Below are 20,528 nucleotides of genomic sequence, written 5' to 3' on the forward strand. Positions count from 1 at the left end.
ATGCGGAATTTGTATAACGTGTAACAATTCAGCCGAACGATGCTCAACGACACTAAAATCATGCAGCGACTATAACTTCCACGGTTTTAGCGCCATACAACGATGTTTCATTTCTGCAATGATGATCACACAACGAGTAGCTTCCAGTAGTTTTATCAGCCTTCAAAGCGTAGCGTATAACAAATCAAACATGACGGATGTTTTGTTTATGAACTGCCGTTAATCAACTTGCTAAGAGATTTGCTGAAGTCACATTACTTAATAAAAACCATTAAATTGTTATACCTTCACATGAGGTTGATAATGAAAAAGAACACTCTTGCTGCACTGATCCTTACCACTCTGGCTGCCGGGCAGCTAACGAGCCTGCAGGCGCACGCGGCCGGGCAGCTCAACGTTTGGGAAGACATCAAAAAATCCGCCGGCATCAAAGCCGCAGTCGGTGATTTTGAAAAGCAGTTCAACGTTAAGGTGAACGTGCAGGAGATGCCGTACGCCCAACAGCTGGAAAAGCTGCGTCTTGATGGTCCGGCGGGCATCGGCCCGGATGTCCTGGTGATCCCTAATGATCAGCTAGGCGGAGCGGTTGTCCAGGGATTGCTATCTCCATTGACTCTGGATCAGGAGAAGCAGGAGGCGTTTACGCCTGCGTCAATCAGCGCTTTCCATATGGATAACGTGCTTTACGGCGTACCTAAAGCGGTGGAAACCCTGGTACTGATTTACAACAAAGATCTGATCGACCAGCCGCTGGATAGCCTGCAGGCGTGGTTCGACTATTCGAAGAAGCAGCGCGAAGAGGGGAAATACGGTCTGCTGGCGAAGTTCGACCAGATTTATTACAGCTGGGGCGCTATCGGTCCAATGGGCGGCTATATCTTTGGCAAAAACGATAAAGGGGGCTTCAACCCGCAGGATGTCGGTCTCAACAAACCCGGCGCAGTGGAAGCAGTCACTTTCCTGAAAAAATTCTATACCGATAAGGTTTTCCCGGCAGGGATCCTCGGTGACAACGGGTTGAACGCCATCGATTCCCTGTTCACCGAGAAGAAAGCGGCGGCGGTGATTAACGGCCCGTGGGCTTTCCAGCCATACGAAGCGGCAGGCATTAATTATGGTGTTGCGCCTCTGCCGACGCTGCCGGACGGCAAACCGATGAGCTCCTTCCTCGGCGTGAAGGGCTACGTGGTTTCGACGTGGAGTAAAGATAAAGCGCTGGCGCAGCAGTTTATTGAGTTTATTAACCAGCCTCAGTATGTGAAAGCACGCTATGTGGCGACCGGCGAAATCCCGCCGCTGAAGGCAATGATTGACGATCCGCTGATTAAGAATGACGAGAAGGCCAGCGCGGTGGCGGTGCAGTCAGCACGGGCGACGGCAATGCCAGGAATACCGGAAATGGGGGAGGTATGGGGCCCGGCGAACGCAGCCCTGGAGCTGAGCCTGACCGATAAACAGGAGCCGAAGGCGGCGCTGGATAACGCCGAGAAGCAGATCAAGATGCAGATCGAAGCCATGCAGGCCAGCAATCAGTAATCAGGTGAAGTAACAGAACGGGAGGAGGCCCTCCCGTTTTCAGAAGGAGTCGTGTGTGATTATCAATCCCAGCGAAAATATTGCCGAAGCGCGTGGCGCAGGACGCCACGCGTGGTGCGGCCTGCTGCTGGCTATCGTGCCGGGTTTTGGTCAGTTTTATCACCGCCAGTGGTTGAAGGGGATTGTCTTCCTGGTGCTGCTGAGCAGTTTTATGAGCATTTTCTATGACTTTCTCAGCGAAGGCCTGTGGGGGTTATACACCTTAGGCGAAGAAGTCCCGCGGGATAACTCTATCTTCCTGCTGGCGGAAGGAATAATCAGCGTGCTGATTATCGCTTTTGGTTTGTTAGTCTATTTCCTCTCGCTGCGCGATGCCTGGATTAACGGTAAAAAGCGCGATGAGGGTATGGCGCTGAACAGCGTACGCAAGCAATATCAGATGCTGCTCAGCGACGGTTTTCCCTATTTGATGATTACGCCGGGCTTTATTCTGCTGGTGTTTGTGGTCATCTTCCCGATTCTGTTTGGCTTTGCGATCGCCTTTACTAACTACAACCTTTACCACACGCCGCCCGCGAAGCTGGTCGATTGGGTGGGGTTCAAAAACTTCATCAACATCTTCACATTATCCATCTGGCGCTCGACCTTTTTTGATGTCCTGCAGTGGACGGTGGTGTGGACGCTGCTGGCGACAACCCTGCAATGCACCGTTGGTGTGTTGCTGGCGATTCTGGTTAACCAGAAGGATTTGCGTTTCAAGCCAATGATCCGCACGATTTTTATTCTGCCGTGGGCGGTGCCGGGGTTTGTGACGATTCTGGTTTTTGCCGGGATGTTCAATGATTCATTCGGGGTCATTAACAACGCCATTTTGTCTTTCTTCGGCATCAGTCCGAAGGCCTGGCTGACCGACCCGTTCTGGACTAAGACGGCGCTGATCATGATGCAAACCTGGCTGGGCTTCCCGTTTGTTTTCGCCATGACCACCGGCGTACTGCAGGCGATTCCGGACGATCTCTATGAAGCGGCCACGATGGATGGCGCCAGCGCGTTTACCCGGCTGCGGACCATTACTCTGCCGCTGGTGCTGTACTCGATTGCGCCAATTATTATTACTCAGTACACCTTCAATTTTAATAACTTCAATATCATCTATCTGTTCAACAACGGCGGGCCTGCGGTGGCGGGGTCGAATGCCGGCGGTACGGATATTCTGGTGTCGTGGATCTACAAACTCACCATGTCGTCTTCGCAATACGCTATCGCGGCCACTATTACGATCCTGCTATCGATTTTCGTCGTCGGCCTGGCGTTGTGGCAGTTCCGCGCCACAAAATCCTTTAAAAATGACGATATGGCGTAAGGGAAGCAACATGGCTAAATCACCGAGTATTAAACGCGAAAAGTGGATTCGCCTGTCACTCACCTGGCTGGTGGTCATCTTTGTCTCGACGATCATTATTTACCCGCTGGTCTGGACGGTAGGGGCGTCGCTGAACGCCGGGAACAGTCTGCTGAGTACGTCGATTATTCCTGAAAACCTGTCGTTCCAGCATTACGCGGATTTGTTCAACGGCAATGTGAATTATCTCACCTGGTACTGGAACTCGATGAAAATCAGCTTCATGACCATGCTTCTGACCCTAGTCAGCGTGAGCTTCACCGCCTATGCGTTCTCCCGCTTTCGTTTCAAAGGGCGGCAGAACGGACTGATGCTGTTCCTGCTGTTGCAGATGATTCCGCAGTTCTCGGCGCTGATTGCGATCTTTGTCCTTTCTCAGCTGCTGGGGCTAATCAACAGTCATCTGGCGCTGGTACTGATCTACGTGGGCGGCATGATCCCGATGAATACCTGGCTCATGAAGGGGTATCTGGACGCGATCCCCAAAGATCTGGATGAATCCGCGCGGATGGATGGTGCCAGCAGCTTCCGTATCTTTTTCGAGATCATTATGCCGTTGTCGAAGCCTATTCTGGCGGTGGTGGCGCTGTTTTCATTTACCGGTCCGCTGGGGGATTTCATTCTCTCCAGCACCATATTGCGTACCCCGGATAAGTACACGCTGCCGATTGGCCTGTATAACCTGGTCGCACAGAAGATGGGCGCCAGCTACACCACCTACGCGGCGGGAGCGGTATTGATTGCCGTCCCGGTGGCGATTCTCTATCTGGCGCTACAAAAATACTTTGTTTCCGGCCTCACCTCAGGCAGTACAAAAGGATAACCCCATGAAAAGATTAACACCCGCGTGGCTTGCTGTTTCTCTGGCATGCTGTTTTTCCGCCGGTACGCTGGCGGCAGATGCGCTGCAAACGCAGGCGTTTAGCAATATGCCCGCTGATTTTATTAAAGGCGCGGATATCTCTACGCTGCTGGATGCGGAAAAACACGGCGCGAAGTTCTTTAATCACAACAATCAGCAGCAGGATCCGATCGCGATCCTCAAGGCCGATGGCGTGAACTACGTTCGTCTGCGCCTGTGGGTGGATCCCAAAGATGCTAAAGGCCAGCGCTACGGCGGCGGCGATAACGATCTGGCGACGACGCTGGCGCTGGCGAAGCGGGCAAAAGCGCAGGGGATGAAGCTGCTGCTTGATTTCCACTACAGCGATTTCTGGACCGATCCGGGTAAGCAGTTCAAACCGAAAGCCTGGGAGAAGCTGGACTATCCGCAGCTGAAAACCACGATCCACGATTATACCCGCGACACGATTGCCCGCTTTAAGCAGGAGGGCGTGCTGCCGGATATGGTGCAGATCGGCAACGAAATCAACGGCGGTATGCTGTGGCCGGAAGGTAAAAGCTGGGGGCAGGGCGGCGGCGAGTTCGATCGTCTTGCTGGGCTGCTGAATGCCGCCATCGATGGACTGAAGGAAAATCTCACCGGCGGTGAGCAGGTTAAAATTATGCTTCATCTGGCCGAAGGCACGAAAAACGACACCTTCCGCTGGTGGTTTGATGAAATCAGCAAGCGTAACGTCCCTTACGACATCATTGGTTTGTCGATGTACACCTACTGGAATGGCCCGATTAGCGCGCTGAAAGCCAATATGGACGATATCAGCCAACGCTATAACAAAGACGTGATAGTGGTGGAGGCCGCTTACGCTTATACCCTGGATAACTGCGACAATGCGGAAAATAGCTTCCAGGCGAAAGAAGAAAAAGATGGTGGTTACCCCGCCACCGTCCAGGGACAATATAATTATATTCACGACTTAATGCAGGCCGTTGCCGATGTTCCGCAGCATCGCGGTAAAGGTATTTTTTATTGGGAGCCGACGTGGATTGCCGTGCCGGGAAATACCTGGGCGACGCCTGCCGGAATGAAATATATCCACGATGAGTGGAAAGAGGGTAATGCCCGGGAAAATCAGGCGCTGTTTGATTGCCAGGGAAAAGCATTGCCGTCGATGAAGGTATTTAATTAATTATTCAGTTTTACACTTCAGGATGTTTATTATGAAAAAATTTGCGCCTTTGAGTCCGAAGGTTAATACGCTATTGCATGGCGCCGACTATAACCCGGAGCAATGGGAGAATTATCCGGATATTATCGACAAAGATATTGCCATGATGCAGCAGGCAAAATGCAATGTGATGTCGGTAGGGATATTCAGCTGGGCGAAGCTTGAACCTCAGGAGGGCGTATTTGAGTTTGGCTGGTTGGACAGTATTCTGGAAAAACTGTATACCGCCGGAATTCATGTCTTTCTTGCTACGCCAAGCGGTGCGCGCCCGGCGTGGATGTCGCAGAAATATCCTGAGGTGCTGCGCGTTGGTCGCGATCGGGTGCCAGCCCTGCACGGCGGACGGCATAACCACTGTATGTCGTCGCCGGTCTATCGTGAGAAAACCCTGAAGATTAATACCCTGCTGGCGGAACGTTACGCGCAGCATCCGGCGGTGCTGGGCTGGCATATCTCCAACGAATACGGCGGGGAGTGTCACTGTAGCCTGTGTCAGGAGCGTTTCCGCGACTGGCTGAAAGCGCGCTATGAAACGCTGGATAATCTCAATCACGCCTGGTGGAGTACCTTCTGGAGCCACACCTATAGCGACTGGTCGCAGATCGAATCTCCGGCGCCGCAGGGAGAAGTCTCAATTCATGGTCTCAACCTTGACTGGCATCGCTTTAATACCGCCCAGGTGACCGACTTCTGCCGCCATGAGATTGCTCCGCTGAAAGCGGCGAATGCCGAACTGCCGGTGACCACCAACTTCATGGAGTATTTCTACGATTACGACTACTGGCAGCTGGCGCAGACGCTGGACTTTATCTCGTGGGACAGCTACCCCATGTGGCATCGCGATAGAGATGAAACCACGCTGGCCTGCTATACCGCGATGTATCACGACATGATGCGCAGCCTGAAGGGCGGTAAGCCGTTTGTATTAATGGAATCCACTCCCAGTGCGACTAACTGGCAGCCAACCAGTAAGCTTAAGAAGCCGGGAATGCATATTCTCTCCTCTTTGCAGGCGGTGGCGCACGGCGCGGATTCGGTGCAGTATTTTCAGTGGCGTAAAAGCCGCGGTTCGGTGGAGAAGTTCCATGGCGCGATTATCGATCATGTCGGTCATCTGGATACGCGCGTGGGCCGCGAAGTGACGAAGCTCGGCGAGATGTTAAGCCAGCTGCCTGGCGTCGTGGGCTGCCGGACGGATGCGAAAGTGGCGATTATCTTCGATCAGCAAAATCGCTGGGCGCTGGATGATGCTCAGGGGCCGCGTAATCTCGGCATGGAGTATGAAAATACCGTCAACGAACATTACCGTCAGTTCTGGGAGCAGGGGATTGCGGTTGATGTTATCGATGCTGACGTTGACCTGAGTCCTTATCAACTGGTCATTGCGCCAATGCTGTATATGGTTCGTGAGGGATTTGCCGAACGCGCCGAAGCGTTTGTGGCTAACGGCGGTCATTTAGTTACAACATACTGGACAGGGATAGTGAACGAGTCCGACCTCTGCCATCTCGGCGGTTTCCCGGGCCCGCTGCGTAAACTGCTGGGCATTTGGGCGGAAGAAATTGACTGCCTGAACGACGGCGAACGCAACCTGGTACAGGGGCTGGCGGGTAATGAAGCTGGCTTGCAGGGGCCGTACCAGGTACGCCATTTGTGTGAACTGATTCATGCTGAAAGCGCGCAGCCGCTGGCTACCTATCGCGATGATTTTTATGCAGGAAGACCGGCGGTCACCGTCAATCACTTTGGTAATGGCAAGGCATGGCACGTTGCGTCGCGCAACGATCTGGCCTTCCAGCGGGACTTCTTCTGCAGCCTGATGAAAGAACTCTCTCTGCCGCGCGCGGTTGAGGCTGATTTCCCGCCGGGCGTAGTAGCGACCGCACGCACGGACGGTGAAACCGCCTACGTTTTCCTGCAAAACTACAGCGCGCAGCAGCATAGCGTGGTTTTGCCGCAAGGCTATCTGGACTGTCTCACCGGTACGGCGCTGAATACGCCGCTGGTCTTAAATGCATGGGATTGCCGTATCCTCAGTCGTCGCGCGTAATTTTTCTCTCCCCGCGCCTGCTCCTGCGAGCAGGCGTTTTTTTATCTGCTAATCAGGAGTCTGGTATGGTGAGTTTAAAATCCTTTCTGAATTACTTCTCGCAGCCTCGTGCGGCGGTACCTTTAAGTCATGCGGAGCAACAACAGATTGATTATTTAATTCAGGCGTTTGGTGGTGAAGGCAATATTATTAACGTTGACGCCTGCATTACCCGCTTACGCGTCACGGTGAATAATCTATCGATAGTTGATTCTCAGGCCTTACAGCAGCAGGGAGCGCTTGGGGTTATTATCCTGGGGCAGCAGGTGCATGCTATTTTCGGTAAGCAGTCGGATGCTTTACGGCAATTACTTGATGAGCACTTTGCCAGCCGGAAATAAAATAAAACGGGATAACGCAATAATGAGTTATCCCGAAAATATAACAGGCATTCAATGGCAATAATCATTACCGGAGGGTAATTAACAACTTTACAGTTGGCGATAAAACAGTTAAACGGCTATTACCACCAGGCTTCGACCTGTACACCAAAGTTCCATGTATTATTGGCGGTCCGATCTTCGAACGGCTTACCATTTTCGGAATCATTCAGGTATGAAGCGAAAATTCGTAGTTCCGGGCGCGACATAAAGTCAGGTCCATCGGCCAGGCCCAGCGCAATGGTGTATTTCTCACCGGCTTGTTTGTAATCGGTATTATTTTTGTAGCTATCTTTTTGGTAGAAGCCGCCCACTTCGCCAATCAGGCGCACATATTCGGTGAACTGATACTGCCCGCGCGCCACCAGCGACAGCATGCGTGTTTTATCCGTGTAATCGGTGATGTTATCCGCGGAGCCCCAGGTCAGGACGTGGTTAATAGAGAACTTTTCAGTAATCGGAATTAAACCGGTATTGATAACGCGGTAGCCGGTGGCGTCATTGACGTAGTTCCACATGTCATACCAGCCGCCCCCCTGGGACACCATGTTCTGCGCCAGTCCTTTGTTTGCGTATTGCAGAACCGTTTTGTTGTAACCGCCCAGCATATCCTGGCTGATTTCACCGGTTAGCATGACGCCGTTTTCAGCATCATAGAGTCCGCCGTAGGTATCCTGCTTTTTAGTGGTATTCGGCATCGCGTAGTCGATACCAAATTCGGTCCAGGATCCGGCCCACGGCTTCCAGCCCGCATAGCGCAAATCAAGATAGTTAATATTGACGTTGCTATCGCCATCGACGCGGTAGTCGACGTCATTGGCATCCCCGCGGATCCAGGCAAATGAAACGGCGCCCGGACCGAGCGTATAGTTTTCGATCCCGGCGCCGGATCCGGAAATATTCCAGTATTTCGTATCGATAATGTGCAGATCGTGGCGCTGATAGTAGCGTTTGCCGCCCCAGATGACTGCATTTGGATCGCCGGGGATCAGACCTTTAATTTGCAGGTTTAGCTGCCGCAGGCCGAACTGCGCATCGTCATCAAGCGTGGTTTCATTATCGTTTGAGCCGTCAGATACCATGCTGACCATACTATCGAGGTAGAAGCTAACGTCATTCTTCTTGTAGACCTCCGATCCCAGCTCCAGCTCGCCGTAGGTATCAGATTCGTTACCCAGACGGCCAATTTTATTTTTTTGCCATTCGGCCTGGCTACCGTCGCCGGAGACCCCAACCCCGGCGCGCATATAGCCATGAAAGTCGATACCCGGGAGGGTGGCGGAAGCAGCAAACACGGATGGTGAAATCAGCGCAGCGGCCAACGCAACGGAAAGTGTGCGCAGCGTAGTGTTCATGTCTATCCTCTTATTGTTTTGTATTACGTTCACATAACCGATGTCATAAAATGCCTAAACCTGAAATCAGGCAATTGAATGATCGCCATAGTGTGATTAACTGCAAATAAAAAGGCGGGTTTTGTTACGCAAAGTGAGTCCATTCACAATTTGTAGTATTGTGAGCGTAATACTTTTTATGGCTATGGTTGGAGGAGGAATACGGCAATGAGCGTTTTTTCACATTGCCCCTGTTACAATTCAGGGATAACAACACAAGGAACCGGACCATGAAGTCTAAAAGCGCGACCTTAGAAGACGTTGCACGCCATGCGGGCGTCTCCTATCAGACCGTGTCCAGGGTACTGAACAAATCTGCTAATGTATCCAAAGCCACGCGCAGCAAGGTGGAGAAATCCATTGAGGAGCTGCGCTATGTCCCGAACCGCCTGGCGCAACAGCTGGTAGGTAAGCAAAGTCGTACCGTGGGCCTGGTCACAATTTCCCTTGCATTGCATGCCCCATCCCAGGTGGCTGCGGCGGTAAAACGCTATGCGAACGTGGAAGGTTATCAGGTGCTCATCTCCATGATTGATGAGAGCGTCAACCAAAGTATCCAGGACTCTATTAATGAACTGAAGTCTCAACTGGTGGATAAGGTCATCATCAACGTGCCGCTGGAGACTGAACAGGCCCAAAAAATAGCCGCTGATAACGATGACATCGTCTGTCTTTTTTTAGATGTCGACCCCTACAGCTCGGTGTTTAACGTTTCGTTTAATCCGGCGGACGGTACACGGGCCAGCGTCAAGTATCTCTATGAGATGGGCCATCGGGAAATCGCGTTGCTGGCCGGCCCTGAAAGTTCGGTATCGGCCAAACTGCGTTTGAAAAGCTGGATAGAAACCCTGGAGGGTTACGGGCTGGAGCCGGTAACGGTGATTCGCGGCAACTGGGACGCGCAAAGCGGCTACGCTGGCGCGCTGCAAATGCTGCGGGAGACGCCAAACTTTACCGCCGTTTTGGTAGGTAACGATCAGATGGCATTGGGCGTACTGAGCGCATTTCACCAGCACCAGGTACCGATTCCGGGAGAAAAGTCGGTTATTGGTTATGATGACACTTATGAGAGTTCGTTCTTCTACCCGGCGCTAACCACGGTTTCGCTGGATCTTGATCTGCAAGGGAAGGAGGCCGTTCGGCGCATTCTCGACAGCGGCGATAACGAAACATCACATACGTCTTCTATCCTTCCGGCTCGTCTGGTTGTACGCCATTCTACCGGGCCAAAAACGGAGCCTGGCAAAAATCTGCAGTCTATTGCTGAGCAACTCCGGGCTCTGGCGCATCAGCTAAGTCCTTAATCTGCAAAGGGCGCTCTCGCCGCCCTTTCATCCTTCTCATTCTCAGGGTTGATCTTTGTCTTTACACGGTGTACGGTATTGTTATGTTATAACATAATGATTGAGGTCGCTATGAAACCCAATATTCATCCGCATTATCGTACGGTGGTTTTTCACGATACCAGCGCCAACGAATACTTCAAGGTCGGTTCTACTATCAGAACCGAGCGTGAGATCGAACTGGAGGGCGAGACGTACCCCTACGTGACGCTTGATGTATCGTCCAAATCGCATCCGTATTACACCGGTAAGCAGAAGGCCTTCAACAATGAAGGTAGTACCGCGCGTTTCCGTCAGCGCTTTGGCGGCTTTATTGATGCGAAGAGGGACAAATAATGCAGGTGCTAAACTCATTGCGTAGCGCGAAACAACGCCACCCGGATTGCCAGATCGTGAAGCGCAAGGGGCGGCTATACGTGATTTGCAAAAGCAATCCCCGCTTTAAAGCCGTGCAGGGACGCAAGAAAAGACGTTAACGAAAGCTCCCCAGCGTACGTAACTGCTGGCCGTCGGCGCTGAAGTTGTCGGCGGCCAGCCATTGCTGCATTGCCCTGTCTATCTGTGGCCACTCGGAATCAATAATGGAAAACCAGTCGGTATCGCGGTTGTGGCCCTTTATCACCAGCGCCTGACGAAATTGCCCCTCATACTGAAATCCCAACCGCAGCGCCGCCCGGCGTGACGGTTCGTTGAGACTGTTACATTTCCACTCGTAGCGCCGATAGCCGAGCGTATCAAAGACGTAATCCATCAGCAGCCAGTGGGCCTCGGTGGCCATTGCAGTCCGGCTCAGTAAAGGCGAGAAGTGAACGTGGCCGACTTCAACAACGCCGTTGTTAGCGTCAATTCTCATCAGCGCCAGTGAGCCCACGGGCTGGTCTGTTTGCTTATCGATCACCGCGAAGTGAATGGGGTCGTTCTGCCCGGAAACGCTCTCAATCCATGCGCGGTACTCCTCTACGCTGCTGTCCGGTTCGCGCAGCAGCCATGTCCAGCTTCGGGTATCCGGGGCTAAGCGGTGGGCGTCAAACAGCGCGCCGGCATGCGTGGAGCGCAAAGGCTCTAGCCGACAAAAGCGGCCCTGCAGGTTCACCCTTTCAGGATGTGGACAGGGCTGCCAGTCGGGCAGGGCGGTGCCAACGGGCTGATCGTATTGATTAAGATGGCTCATCAGGATTTCCTTCTATGGACGAATGCTGTGAGATTAAGCGCTTATTGGTTCCATAAAAAAGGGCCATAAGAGTATATTTTCGTAGTACCACGAGGAGCCAAAATGAATATTCCTGATGATGCTTTTTTTACTCTGTTGGAGCAGGCGCTGTGCGACAGAGGGCGTGAAACCCTGCAGCGCACGCTCTATCTCCGTCTGCGAGCGGCCATTTTGCAAGGTACGCTGGCGGGCGGTAGCCGCCTGCCAGGTTCACGGGCTATAGCGCAGCGTCTGAAGCTATCGCGCAATACCGTCAACGGCGCGCTGGAGCAGCTGGCGATGGAGGGGTATCTGCTGCGTAGCCGCCAGGGGACATACGCCGCGCTTTTGAAGTCGCAGGGTGAAGAGGAGGTTGCGGCGCGCGTGATTGTGCTCCCTGAGTACCTTCAGGGATTACCCGCCGCCACGCGTCGTGATTCGCCCACGCTGCTCTTTACGCCGGGAATGCCTGCGGTTAACTACTTTCCTCTTGCTATCTGGCGTCGACTCCTTGACCGGGTATTGCGCGAGGAGAGAAGCGCATTGCTGGGCTACGGCGATGCGCAGGGGGAACTTGCATTGCGCAAAGCGATTGCCCGTCATCTGGCGCTCTCCCGGGGCATTCGCTGCGAAGCCGGGCAAATTGTGATTACGGAAGGAGCGCTGGAAGCCGTTGATTTATGTACGCATCTGCTGAGCGTTGCCGGGGAGACGGCATGGGTGGAAGAACCCGGCTATTTAGGGGCAAAAAGCATGTTTCTTAAAGCCGGGCTTCACATCAAGGGTATACCCGTCGATCGAGAGGGTATGCGGTTCGATACCGATGATGATAGCGCAGCACCGCGATTAATCTTTACTTCACCGTCCCATCAATACCCCTGCGGTTCGGTGATGAGCGCCGGGCGGCGACTGGCTTTACTGGAATATGCCCGCCGTCATGATGCCTGGCTTATCGAGGATGATTACGATAGTGAATTTCGTTATAGCGGCGAACCGATTCCCGCCATGCTGGGAATGGTCAGGCAGGCGCCGGTAGTTTATCTGGGGACATTCAGCAAAACGCTTTTTCCCGCGCTGCGTATTGGCTTTATGGTGATGCCGGAGGGGCTGGCGGATGCCGCAAGAGGCGCGATTGGTTCACTGTTACGCGGCGGTCATCGTGCTGAACAGCGGGCGCTGGCGCTGTTTATCGAAGAGGGGCACTACGCGCGTCATCTTGCCGCTATGCGCCGCTTGTATCGCAAACGCCAGCAGCAGCTGCGGGAAACGCTGGCGGCAGAGCTTACTCACCCTTATGAAATATCAGGCGGCGAGGGGGGGTTACACCTGACTGTCGTCGTCGAAGACGTTGATGATGAAGCTATTGTGCAGCAGGCCCGGCGGTTTCAGCTCGCGCCCGGCGCATTAAGCCGTTTTTATCTGAATGAAAAAAAGGCGAGAAGCGGCTTTGTTCTGGGCTACGGTAATACGTCCGCATCACGCTTTCCTTCTGCGATACGGACGCTGGATCGCCTTATTGCGCAGCACCGATGCGGGTAAGGGAAAAGACATCGTAAAATGAGAGTTCGCCTTTGGTGGCGATCATTTTTTGCAACTGAGCTTTCTGCTCGCCATCGACGCGCGGCGACTGCAGGATTCGGTCGATGAGCTGACCGGGAACAAATCGAGTGTTGTACCACTCCCCGTTATAACAAACGCGGAAGTCCAGAACATCAATGTCTTCATAGCGATAGCGCGGGTAAACGTCAAAGAAAAAGAAGCCGTTCAGCAGAACAAATAGTACGATTAATAGCCAGACCGAATCTACCAGCGTTTCAGAACGCAGCATCACGATGAGTGTTGCCAGGAAAGCCGCATACATCGCGACAAAAAGCCATGGATGGTTGCGAATAAAGCTTATGCTAAAGCGCGGACGGTTATCGCGCTTCTCTTGCACATTAAGCTCATCAATGGTGCTTTTCAGCAGCCGCTGTATTTCTGTCATTTTATTCCCCAAATTCTGCCATGAGCCCCTATGCAGACGCGACGAACAGATGCGCGTTGGGCTCAGCCTGAAGGCTATTTTATGTTGCGTAAATCCGTGGGAAAAGTAACAGATTGGTTGCGGAAAAGCATAACAGTTACCGTTTTTCGCTCTCCACCATTTTTATGATTTGAGCCGGGTTTCCGCCGACGACGGCGTTGGCTGGCACATTTTTCACCACTACGGAACCGGAAGCCACGATGGCATTGTCGCCGATAGTCACGCCAGGATTAATTACGGCCCGGCCGCCAATCCATACATTGTGGCCAATAGTGACGGGTTTTCCGTACTCTTTACCGCTATTTCGTTCAACAGGGTCAAGGGGATGCGTTGCGGTATAAATATGCACACCCGGCGCCAGCATGCAGTTTTCGCCAATATGTATCGGACACACATCCAGCATCACGCAATCAAAGTTGGCGTAGAAATTTTTCCCGAGGAAGATATTGTAGCCGTAATCGCAGCGAAAAGTGGGTTCGATATAAGCGTCGCCTGCGTGGCCTAGCAGTTCCGTCAGTAATGCTTTTCTTAATTCACGCTCTTCAGGCGCTGAATGATTGTAACGATGCAACAGTTGTCTGGCCAGTAGACGGTCGGCCTTTAGCTCAGCGTCACCTGACACATACAGTTCACCGGCAATCATTTTTTGTTTTTCTTCACTCATGGAGGCTTCCCTTATTTCCTCATTGTAGGCCGCCACAGTATAAAAAAGAAACCGGTTTCATATAGGTACGGAAACAGCTTCTGTGACCGGTGTCGCATTTATTAGCAGCATGAGGGAAGGGCGTTTTCGGCACAAGAGTTCGGGCTTTCATTTGAAATAATTAGCGGATGAATTTCCAGACCGATGGCGGGATCTTGTCATACAGTTTATTCATCGTCAGTTCAGCAAGACGATGATCGGCTGCTGAGTAAAATACCGCCAGTTCATTATCAGAAAGTTCATATTTATTTTTTTCAATTACGCGCTCCAGCGTATCAATTGTCTGACAACGTCGTAAGCGCATCAAATAGTCTATTTTGGTTAATGTTTTATCAGACATAAATTCACCTTTTGATTGTAATAATATTAACAAGAAAGACTGGCCGGGTTTTCCCGACTGGCGTTCACAAAGCAGCGGAATAACCTGTTGCCTGATTTACGCCATTTCTGCAGATCTGCAGTGTTAATGCCGTAGTTGCTGAACAACACGAAAGTGTCATCCAGATATTCGTCAAGCTGAGTCACCAGCTTATTATCCTCAGCATACTTAATTTTATAATTAAGTGCGAACGCGGCAATGTGCTCGATCAATTCATTAAGCTGAAGATTGACAGCAGAGGTTGGGTCATTAACCCAGCCATGGTTGCTCTCTTCCAGGTTTGCAAGACAGTCATGATACAGGGTTTCGCAGAGAAATTTAAGCTGCGCAATATCATGTCTTTTTGGCGAGTATTCGTCCATAACGCATCCCCCTTTTTAGTGGTTTAACGACGACTATCGACACCGTTGTGGGATGAACACGACTAACAGACCTGACACATACATTGTAATCTTGCTCTTTAACTATAATCCACTCTTAAAAAGATTTCATCGTGCTATTACGAAAAATTACAATTAACGCGGTCAATTTATCTTAAATGCCTCGGTCTTTATTATATCGTGCCTTTAACTACAACGGAAAAATCGAAGACTGACCTTATATATCATCGGGTTAGCCCGTGCGTTTAGCTGATACGTTGATACAACCATACATAATGTCAGTGATTGAGAATATTCTTAGTGTGGAGTTGAGGGAGTAAAGTCAGTGAAAAAAGGTCATAGATAAGCAGCGGTAATCATCATTAAATATTATATCTCAGGTTATAAAATAAACAATCACAATCCGTGCGTTTTAAAGTGAGACAAAGTGAAAGGGCCGCGAATGCGGCCCTTAATGGAGAGATTAATGATGCTCAACCGGATGGCTGTGCTCAATATCCTCATTTTTCCTACTGAAGCGGCGACGCACGACCACGAAGAATACCGGCACGAAGAAAATCGCCAGAACCGTCGCGGTAATCATCCCGCCCATTACGCCAGTACCTACGGCATTCTGCGCGCCGGAGCCTGCGCCGGAGCTGATAACCAGCGGCATTACGCCGAGGATAAACGCCAGGGAGGTCATCAGAATCGGACGCAGACGCATACGAACGGCTTCAAGCGTTGCCTCAATCAGGCCTTTGCCTTCTTTATCCATCAGGTCTTTGGCGAATTCAACGATCAGTATCGCGTTCTTCGCCGACAGGCCGATAGTGGTCAACAGACCAACCTGGAAGTAAACGTCGTTAGTCAATCCTCGGAAGGTGGCAGCCAGCAGCGCCCCCACAACACCGAGCGGAACGACCAGCATGACCGAGAATGGAATTGACCAGCTCTCGTACAGCGCCGCCAGACACAGGAAGACGACGATCAGCGAGATAGCGTACAGCGCTGGCGCCTGGTTACCTGACAAACGTTCCTGATATGACATACCCGTCCAGTCATAGCCGATACCGGCAGGCAGTTTACCCGCCAGCTCTTCCATCAGGTTCATCGCTTCACCGGTACTCTTACCCGGTGTCGCCTGGCCGAGGATTTCCATCGATGGCAGACCGTTGTAGCGCTCCAGACGCGGCGAGCCGTATTCCCAGCGCGAGGTTGAGAAGGCGGAGAACGGTACCATCTGTCCATCGCTACCGCGTACGTACCAGTTGCCAATGTCTTCCGGCAGCATGCGGTATTTCGCTTCGGACATGATATACACTTTCTTCACGCGGCCACGGTCAATGAAGTCGTTGACGTAGCTACCACCCCATGCCGCGCCAAGCGTCGTGTTGATGTCGCTGATAGACACGCCAAGCGCCTGCGCTTTTTCCTGATCGATATCCACTTTGAACTGCGGAGTATCTTCCAGGCCGTTTGGACGAACCCCGCTCAATACGTCAGGGTGCTGCGCAACCATTCCAAAAAGCTGGTTACGTGCCTGGGTCAGTTTTTCATGGCCCAGGCCAGCCTGGTCGATCAGCTGGAAGTCAAAGCCCGTTGCGGTACCGAGTTCAACAATTGCCGGCAGGTTAAAGGCGAAGACCATTGCATCTTTGATCTGCGAGAAATAGCCCATCGCGCGGCCGGTAATCGCCTCAACTTTGTTCTCTTCGCCTGGACGCTGGCTCCAGTCCTTCAGAGAGACGAACGCGATACCGGTGTTTTGTCCACGACCAGCGAAACCAAAACCGTTTACGGCGAATACCGATTCAACGTTATCTTTCTCTTTGGTGAGATAGTAATTGGTCATCTCATCCAGTACTTTCTGTGTACGCTCCTGAGTTGCGCCTGCAGGGAGCTGGGCCATGCTCAGGAATACGCCCTGGTCTTCGTCTGGCAGGAACGAACTTGGCAGACGAACGAACAGCCAGGCCATTCCCACAACGATGATCAGGTACAGCACCAGATAGCGACCGGTACTACGCAGGATGTTGCCTACGCTGTCGGTATAGTGATGCGTGCTCTTATCAAACATGCGGTTAAACCAACCGAAGAAGCCAGTGGTTGCGCCATGGCTGCCTTTTTGGATTGGCTTCAGCATCGTGGCGCAAAGCGCCGGGGTGAGAATCAGAGCGACCAGCACCGACAGCGCCATCGCGGAGACGATGGTGATCGAGAACTGGCGGTAAATCGCACCGGTGGAACCACCAAAGAAGGCCATCGGGATAAACACCGCAGAAAGCACCATCGCGATGCCTACCAGCGCGCCCTGAATCTGGCCCATCGATTTACGCGTGGCTTCCTTCGGCGGTAGCCCTTCCTCTGCCATTACACGTTCGACGTTTTCCACCACCACGATGGCGTCATCCACAAGCAAGCCTATGGCGAGCACCATACCAAACATGGTGAGCGTGTTTATCGAGAAACCGAACAGCGCGAGGATGGCGAACGTCCCCAGCAGTACGACCGGCACGGCAATCGTCGGAATCAAGGTGGCGCGGAAGTTCTGCAGGAACAGATACATTACCAGGAACACCAGGATGATGGCTTCAACCAGCGTTTTTACCACTTCGTGAATGGAGATCTGCACGAATGGAGTGGTGTCATACGGATAAACAATCTTCAGGCCAGAAGGGAAGAAAGGCTCCATTTTCTTCAGTTCGGCGCGAATGGCGTTTGCGGTATCCAGCGCGTTCGCGCCGGTCGCCAGTTTAATACCCAGACCAGAAGCTGGCTGACCGTTAAACTTCGCGATAACGTCATAGTTTTCACCACCCAGCTCAATGCGCGCGACATCGCGCAGACGAACCTGGGAGCCATCCTGGTTAACCTTCAGCAGAATGTTGCCAAACTCTTCAGTATTGGTCAGACGAGTCTGCGCCACGATGGAGGCATTCAGCTGCTGGCCTTTCACCGGGGGCGTACCGCCTAACTGTCCTGCTGCAACCTGGGCGTTCTGCGCTTTCAGGGCGCTGATAACGTCAACTGGCGTCAACTGGAAGTTATTAAGTTTGTTTGGGTCCATCCAGATACGCATAGCGTACTGGGAACCAAACAACTGCACGTCACCAACGCCGCTGGTTCGGCTAATCGCATCTTTCATGTTGGCGGCAACATAGTCAGAAATGTCATCCTGATTCATGGTGCCGTTAGTATTAATAACGCCGACAACCATCAGGAAGCTGCTGGATGCCTTTTCAACGCTAATACCCTGCTGCTGTACTTCCTGCGGCAGCAGCGGTGTCGCCAGCGCCAGTTTGTTTTGAACCTGTACCTGAGCAATATCCGGATCGGTACCGGATTCAAAGGTCAGAGTGATGGTTGCTGTACCGGTGGAGTCGCCATTTGAAGACATGTACATCAGGTGATCGATACCGTTCATGTTCTGTTCGATAACCTGAGTCACGGTGTTCTGCACGGTTTCTGCGTCGGCACCGGGGTACATGGCCGTGATGGAAATTGCCGGCGGCGCAATCGTCGGATATTGCGCTATTGGCAACTTGAGGATCGAGAGCCCCCCAGCCAGCATAATGATGATGGCGATCACCCAGGCAAAGATGGGGCGATCGATAAAGAAATTAGGCATGTCTTAACGGCTCCTGTTTAAGTTAAGACTTGGTTTGTTCTGACTGAGCGTTGCCTGCGGCTTGCTGTTTTTCATCAGAAACGACTTCCTGCGCTTTTACCTGTACGCCTGGTTTGACTTTCTGCAGACCGCTAATAATGACGCGATCGCCAGTTTTCAGCCCTTCGGTGACCAGCCATTTATCGCCAATCGCCTGAGTGGCGGTAATCTGGCGAACTTCGACTTTATCGCCTTCGCCGACAACCATCGCGCTGGCATCGCCGCGCGGGGTACGGGTTACGCCCTGCTGCGGAACCAGAATCGCATCAGGATTTACGCCTTCTTCCAGGCGCGCGCGAACGAACATGCCGGGCAGCAGAGTGTGATCCGGGTTCGGGAAAATCGCGCGCAGCGTGATAGAACCGGTAGTCTGATCAACGGTAACGTCGGAGAACTCCAGCGTACCGTTCTGCGGATATTTCAAACCGTCGTTAGTGACCAGTTCAACCTTCGCTTTACCGTTCTCCTGCTGCAGTTTGCCGTTAGCCAGCTCTTGTTTCAGACGCAGAAAATCGTTGCTCGATTGAGTCACATCCACGTAGATAGGATCAAGCTGTTGCACGGTCGCCAGGGCAGTAGTCTGGCCGTTCTGCACCAGCGCGCCTTCCGTGACCGCGGATTTACCAATGCGGCCGCTGATCGGGGAGGTCACCTTAGTGTAGGCCAGATTGATGCGCGCGGTTTCAACCGCGGCTTTAGCGGCGACGACGGCAGCGTTGCTCTGCTGAGCCGTGGCTACGGCAGTATCGTAATCCTGTTGGCTAATGTACTTAGTGCCTAACAGTTTCTGGTAACGTTTAACCGTCAGCTGATCCATATTGGCGGCAGCCTGCGCTTTTGCTAAATCGCCTTTCGCGCTTTCATAGGTGGCTTGATAGGTTGCCGGATCGATTTGATAAAGAGACACGCCAGCCTGGATATCGCTGCCTTCGGTGAAGTTACGTTTCAAAATAATGCCACTGACCTGAGGACGAACTTCCGCAACGCGATAGGCGCTGGTACGGCCCGGCAGTTCAGTAGTAATTTGTAGAGGAGCGGATTTGAGCGTCACAATACCGACTTCCGGCATTTGCTGGGCTCCTTGCTGAGCCGGTTTGTCGTCACATCCTGTTAGCGCTAAGCTGCCTGAGAGCATCAGAACGACCGCCAGAGGCGTTAACCCTCTGTTTTTGTTCATATGTAAACCTCGAGTGTCCAATTTCAAATTGTTCAGTGGCTCAATCGACCACAAACCCACTGCTGTGTTTCTATTATGGTCATGCTATGGTACATACATTCACAAATGTATGTAAACGTAACCTCTGTAAACTCATCGACCTATGGCACGAAAAACCAAACAACAGGCGCTTGAGACCCGGCAACATATTCTGGATGTTGCTCTGCGTTTGTTTTCGCAGCAAGGCGTATCATCCACCTCGCTGGCCGCAATTGCAAAAGCTGCCGGTGTGACGAGGGGGGCTATCTATTGGCATTTCAAAAATAAATCGGACTTATTTAATGAAATATGGGTACTGTCAGAAGCCAATATTAACGATCTCGAAGTTGAGTATCGGGCAAAATTCCCCAACGATCCACTGTCAGTTGTGCGAGAGATCTTAGTGTATATCCTTGAAGCCACTGTGACAGAAAAACGCAGACGGCTGATGATGGAAATCATCTTTCATAAATGTGAATTCGTCGGTGAGATGGTCACGCTGCAAGAAGCGCAGCGCATTCTTTGCCTTGAGAGCTACGACCGTATCGAACAAACATTAAAGGAGAGCATTGTCGCGAAGATGCTACCCGCCAATTTATTAACCCGCCGGGCGGCGATCCTCATGCGCAGCTATCTTTCCGGCCTGATGGAGAACTGGCTTTTGGCGCCGAACGCCTTTGATCTGCAAAAAGAAGCGCGGGATTATGTCGAAGTCCTGCTGGAAATGTATCAATTTTGCCCCTCTCTGCGCAGTTCTGAAGGACTGGACGCTTAACCCGGCTAGCGGACACCAGAGG

General features: G+C 52.1%; 20 protein-coding genes. 12 read left to right on the top strand and 8 right to left on the bottom strand.

Going from position 1 to position 20,528, the window contains the following annotated elements:
• Window positions 1–303 precede the first annotated feature (303 nt).
• From KO1_RS05020 to KO1_RS05045, 6 genes are all read left to right on the top strand, one after another.
• On the top strand, window positions 304–1,536 hold the full coding sequence (locus KO1_RS05020) for a maltodextrin ABC transporter substrate-binding protein (protein ID WP_004099612.1): 1,233 nt from the start codon (window positions 304–306) through the stop codon (window positions 1,534–1,536).
• Between the two features lie 55 nt (window positions 1,537–1,591).
• A complete protein-coding gene (locus KO1_RS05025) occupies window positions 1,592–2,899 on the top strand; it encodes a carbohydrate ABC transporter permease (RefSeq protein ID WP_004099614.1) in 1,308 nt (435 codons plus the stop codon).
• A gap of 10 nt (window positions 2,900–2,909) precedes the next feature.
• Window positions 2,910–3,761, top strand: coding sequence for a sugar ABC transporter permease (locus KO1_RS05030; protein WP_024273851.1), 852 nt, complete (start codon window positions 2,910–2,912; stop codon window positions 3,759–3,761).
• A 4-nt stretch (window positions 3,762–3,765) separates the two neighbouring features.
• A complete protein-coding gene (locus KO1_RS05035) occupies window positions 3,766–4,968 on the top strand; it encodes a glycoside hydrolase family 53 protein (RefSeq protein WP_004099623.1) in 1,203 nt (400 codons plus the stop codon).
• 31 nt (window positions 4,969–4,999) lie between these two features.
• Window positions 5,000–7,057, top strand: a complete 2,058-nt coding sequence (locus KO1_RS05040; protein WP_064406850.1) for a beta-galactosidase — start codon at window positions 5,000–5,002, stop codon at window positions 7,055–7,057.
• 65 nt (window positions 7,058–7,122) lie between these two features.
• The gene (locus tag KO1_RS05045; RefSeq protein ID WP_004099629.1) at window positions 7,123–7,437 is read left to right on the top strand and encodes a PTS sugar transporter subunit IIB; all 315 of its coding nucleotides are present in this window, start codon (window positions 7,123–7,125) and stop codon (window positions 7,435–7,437) included.
• 122 nt (window positions 7,438–7,559) lie between these two features.
• Here KO1_RS05045 and KO1_RS05050 read toward each other — a convergent pair whose 3' ends face one another.
• Window positions 7,560–8,831, bottom strand: coding sequence for a maltoporin (locus KO1_RS05050; RefSeq protein ID WP_004099631.1), 1,272 nt, complete (start codon window positions 8,829–8,831; stop codon window positions 7,560–7,562).
• A 269-nt stretch (window positions 8,832–9,100) separates the two neighbouring features.
• On the opposite strand from KO1_RS05050, the gene KO1_RS05055 reads away from it, so the two are divergent.
• The 3 genes from KO1_RS05055 (at window position 9,101) to ykgO (ending at window position 10,689) form a co-directional block, all read left to right on the top strand.
• On the top strand, window positions 9,101–10,174 hold the full coding sequence (locus tag KO1_RS05055; protein ID WP_004099636.1) for a LacI family DNA-binding transcriptional regulator: 1,074 nt from the start codon (window positions 9,101–9,103) through the stop codon (window positions 10,172–10,174).
• A 111-nt stretch (window positions 10,175–10,285) separates the two neighbouring features.
• A complete protein-coding gene (locus KO1_RS05060; protein ID WP_004099638.1) occupies window positions 10,286–10,549 on the top strand; it encodes a type B 50S ribosomal protein L31 in 264 nt (87 codons plus the stop codon).
• Complete coding sequence (ykgO, locus tag KO1_RS26855; protein ID WP_003859006.1) at window positions 10,549–10,689, top strand: type B 50S ribosomal protein L36; 141 nt, start codon at window positions 10,549–10,551, stop codon at window positions 10,687–10,689. The genes KO1_RS05060 and ykgO overlap by 1 nt, the downstream gene beginning before the upstream one ends.
• Here the strand turns inward: ykgO and KO1_RS05065 are convergent.
• Window positions 10,686–11,384 (bottom strand): GNAT family N-acetyltransferase, encoded by a 699-nt coding sequence (locus KO1_RS05065; protein WP_004099639.1) that lies wholly within the window; start codon window positions 11,382–11,384, stop codon window positions 10,686–10,688. The genes ykgO and KO1_RS05065 overlap by 4 nt on opposite strands.
• 102 nt (window positions 11,385–11,486) lie before the next feature.
• Here KO1_RS05065 and pdxR point away from each other — a divergent pair, with 102 nt between their 5' ends.
• A complete protein-coding gene (gene pdxR, locus KO1_RS05070; protein WP_024273853.1) occupies window positions 11,487–12,941 on the top strand; it encodes a MocR-like pyridoxine biosynthesis transcription factor PdxR in 1,455 nt (484 codons plus the stop codon).
• On the opposite strand, the gene KO1_RS05075 is transcribed toward pdxR, so the two are convergent.
• The gene (locus KO1_RS05075; RefSeq protein ID WP_004111038.1) at window positions 12,916–13,386 is read right to left on the bottom strand and encodes a YlaC family protein; all 471 of its coding nucleotides are present in this window, start codon (window positions 13,384–13,386) and stop codon (window positions 12,916–12,918) included. The genes pdxR and KO1_RS05075 overlap by 26 nt on opposite strands.
• Window positions 13,387–13,416: 30 nt before the next feature.
• Here KO1_RS05075 and KO1_RS28690 point away from each other — a divergent pair, with 30 nt between their 5' ends.
• Window positions 13,417–13,554 carry a hypothetical protein gene (locus tag KO1_RS28690; RefSeq protein WP_224226720.1) on the top strand — a complete coding sequence of 46 codons (138 nt, stop codon included), beginning with the start codon at window positions 13,417–13,419 and terminating at the stop codon, window positions 13,552–13,554.
• On the opposite strand, the gene maa is transcribed toward KO1_RS28690, so the two are convergent.
• From maa to acrA, 5 genes are all read right to left on the bottom strand, one after another.
• Window positions 13,523–14,089, bottom strand: coding sequence for a maltose O-acetyltransferase (gene maa, locus KO1_RS05080; protein ID WP_004099644.1), 567 nt, complete (start codon window positions 14,087–14,089; stop codon window positions 13,523–13,525). The two genes, KO1_RS28690 and maa, sit on opposite strands and share 32 nt — an antisense overlap.
• Before the next feature lie 160 nt (window positions 14,090–14,249).
• Window positions 14,250–14,468: a hemolysin expression-modulating protein Hha gene (gene hha / locus KO1_RS05085; protein ID WP_004099646.1), complete on the bottom strand. Its 219-nt coding sequence runs from the start codon at window positions 14,466–14,468 to the stop codon at window positions 14,250–14,252.
• 26 nt (window positions 14,469–14,494) lie between these two features.
• On the bottom strand, window positions 14,495–14,869 hold the full coding sequence (gene tomB / locus KO1_RS05090) for an Hha toxicity modulator TomB (RefSeq protein ID WP_004099648.1): 375 nt from the start codon (window positions 14,867–14,869) through the stop codon (window positions 14,495–14,497).
• A gap of 481 nt (window positions 14,870–15,350) precedes the next feature.
• Window positions 15,351–18,497, bottom strand: coding sequence for a multidrug efflux RND transporter permease subunit AcrB (acrB, locus tag KO1_RS05095; RefSeq protein ID WP_004099650.1), 3,147 nt, complete (start codon window positions 18,495–18,497; stop codon window positions 15,351–15,353).
• A gap of 22 nt (window positions 18,498–18,519) precedes the next feature.
• Window positions 18,520–19,713 carry a multidrug efflux RND transporter periplasmic adaptor subunit AcrA gene (gene acrA, locus KO1_RS05100; protein WP_004111040.1) on the bottom strand — a complete coding sequence of 398 codons (1,194 nt, stop codon included), beginning with the start codon at window positions 19,711–19,713 and terminating at the stop codon, window positions 18,520–18,522.
• Window positions 19,714–19,855: 142 nt separating this feature from the next.
• On the opposite strand from acrA, the gene acrR reads away from it, so the two are divergent.
• The gene (gene acrR / locus KO1_RS05105; RefSeq protein WP_064406851.1) at window positions 19,856–20,506 is read left to right on the top strand and encodes a multidrug efflux transporter transcriptional repressor AcrR; all 651 of its coding nucleotides are present in this window, start codon (window positions 19,856–19,858) and stop codon (window positions 20,504–20,506) included.
• Window positions 20,507–20,528: the final 22 nt, after the last annotated feature.

Origin of the sequence: Klebsiella oxytoca NBRC 105695, from assembly GCF_001598695.1 — a bacterium.
GTDB classification, from domain to species: domain Bacteria; phylum Pseudomonadota; class Gammaproteobacteria; order Enterobacterales; family Enterobacteriaceae; genus Klebsiella; species Klebsiella oxytoca.

What these genes read in the sequence shown, in the direction of transcription:
- acrB (WP_004099650.1), bottom strand. Translation starts at nt 18,497, where the DNA reads ATGCCTAATTTCTTTATCGATCGCCCCATCTTTGCCTGGGTGATCGCC.
- KO1_RS05040 (WP_064406850.1), top strand. Translation starts at nt 5,000, where the DNA reads ATGAAAAAATTTGCGCCTTTGAGTCCGAAGGTTAATACGCTATTGCAT.
- acrA (WP_004111040.1), bottom strand. Translation starts at nt 19,713, where the DNA reads ATGAACAAAAACAGAGGGTTAACGCCTCTGGCGGTCGTTCTGATGCTC.
- KO1_RS05060 (WP_004099638.1), top strand. Translation starts at nt 10,286, where the DNA reads ATGAAACCCAATATTCATCCGCATTATCGTACGGTGGTTTTTCACGAT.
- KO1_RS05020 (WP_004099612.1), top strand. Translation starts at nt 304, where the DNA reads ATGAAAAAGAACACTCTTGCTGCACTGATCCTTACCACTCTGGCTGCC.
- KO1_RS05035 (WP_004099623.1), top strand. Translation starts at nt 3,766, where the DNA reads ATGAAAAGATTAACACCCGCGTGGCTTGCTGTTTCTCTGGCATGCTGT.
- KO1_RS28690 (WP_224226720.1), top strand. Translation starts at nt 13,417, where the DNA reads ATGCAGACGCGACGAACAGATGCGCGTTGGGCTCAGCCTGAAGGCTAT.
- tomB (WP_004099648.1), bottom strand. Translation starts at nt 14,869, where the DNA reads ATGGACGAATACTCGCCAAAAAGACATGATATTGCGCAGCTTAAATTT.
- KO1_RS05055 (WP_004099636.1), top strand. Translation starts at nt 9,101, where the DNA reads ATGAAGTCTAAAAGCGCGACCTTAGAAGACGTTGCACGCCATGCGGGC.
- hha (WP_004099646.1), bottom strand. Translation starts at nt 14,468, where the DNA reads ATGTCTGATAAAACATTAACCAAAATAGACTATTTGATGCGCTTACGA.
- KO1_RS05065 (WP_004099639.1), bottom strand. Translation starts at nt 11,384, where the DNA reads ATGAGCCATCTTAATCAATACGATCAGCCCGTTGGCACCGCCCTGCCC.
- ykgO (WP_003859006.1), top strand. Translation starts at nt 10,549, where the DNA reads ATGCAGGTGCTAAACTCATTGCGTAGCGCGAAACAACGCCACCCGGAT.
- pdxR (WP_024273853.1), top strand. Translation starts at nt 11,487, where the DNA reads ATGAATATTCCTGATGATGCTTTTTTTACTCTGTTGGAGCAGGCGCTG.
- KO1_RS05050 (WP_004099631.1), bottom strand. Translation starts at nt 8,831, where the DNA reads ATGAACACTACGCTGCGCACACTTTCCGTTGCGTTGGCCGCTGCGCTG.
- KO1_RS05075 (WP_004111038.1), bottom strand. Translation starts at nt 13,386, where the DNA reads ATGACAGAAATACAGCGGCTGCTGAAAAGCACCATTGATGAGCTTAAT.
- KO1_RS05030 (WP_024273851.1), top strand. Translation starts at nt 2,910, where the DNA reads ATGGCTAAATCACCGAGTATTAAACGCGAAAAGTGGATTCGCCTGTCA.
- KO1_RS05045 (WP_004099629.1), top strand. Translation starts at nt 7,123, where the DNA reads ATGGTGAGTTTAAAATCCTTTCTGAATTACTTCTCGCAGCCTCGTGCG.
- acrR (WP_064406851.1), top strand. Translation starts at nt 19,856, where the DNA reads ATGGCACGAAAAACCAAACAACAGGCGCTTGAGACCCGGCAACATATT.
- maa (WP_004099644.1), bottom strand. Translation starts at nt 14,089, where the DNA reads ATGAGTGAAGAAAAACAAAAAATGATTGCCGGTGAACTGTATGTGTCA.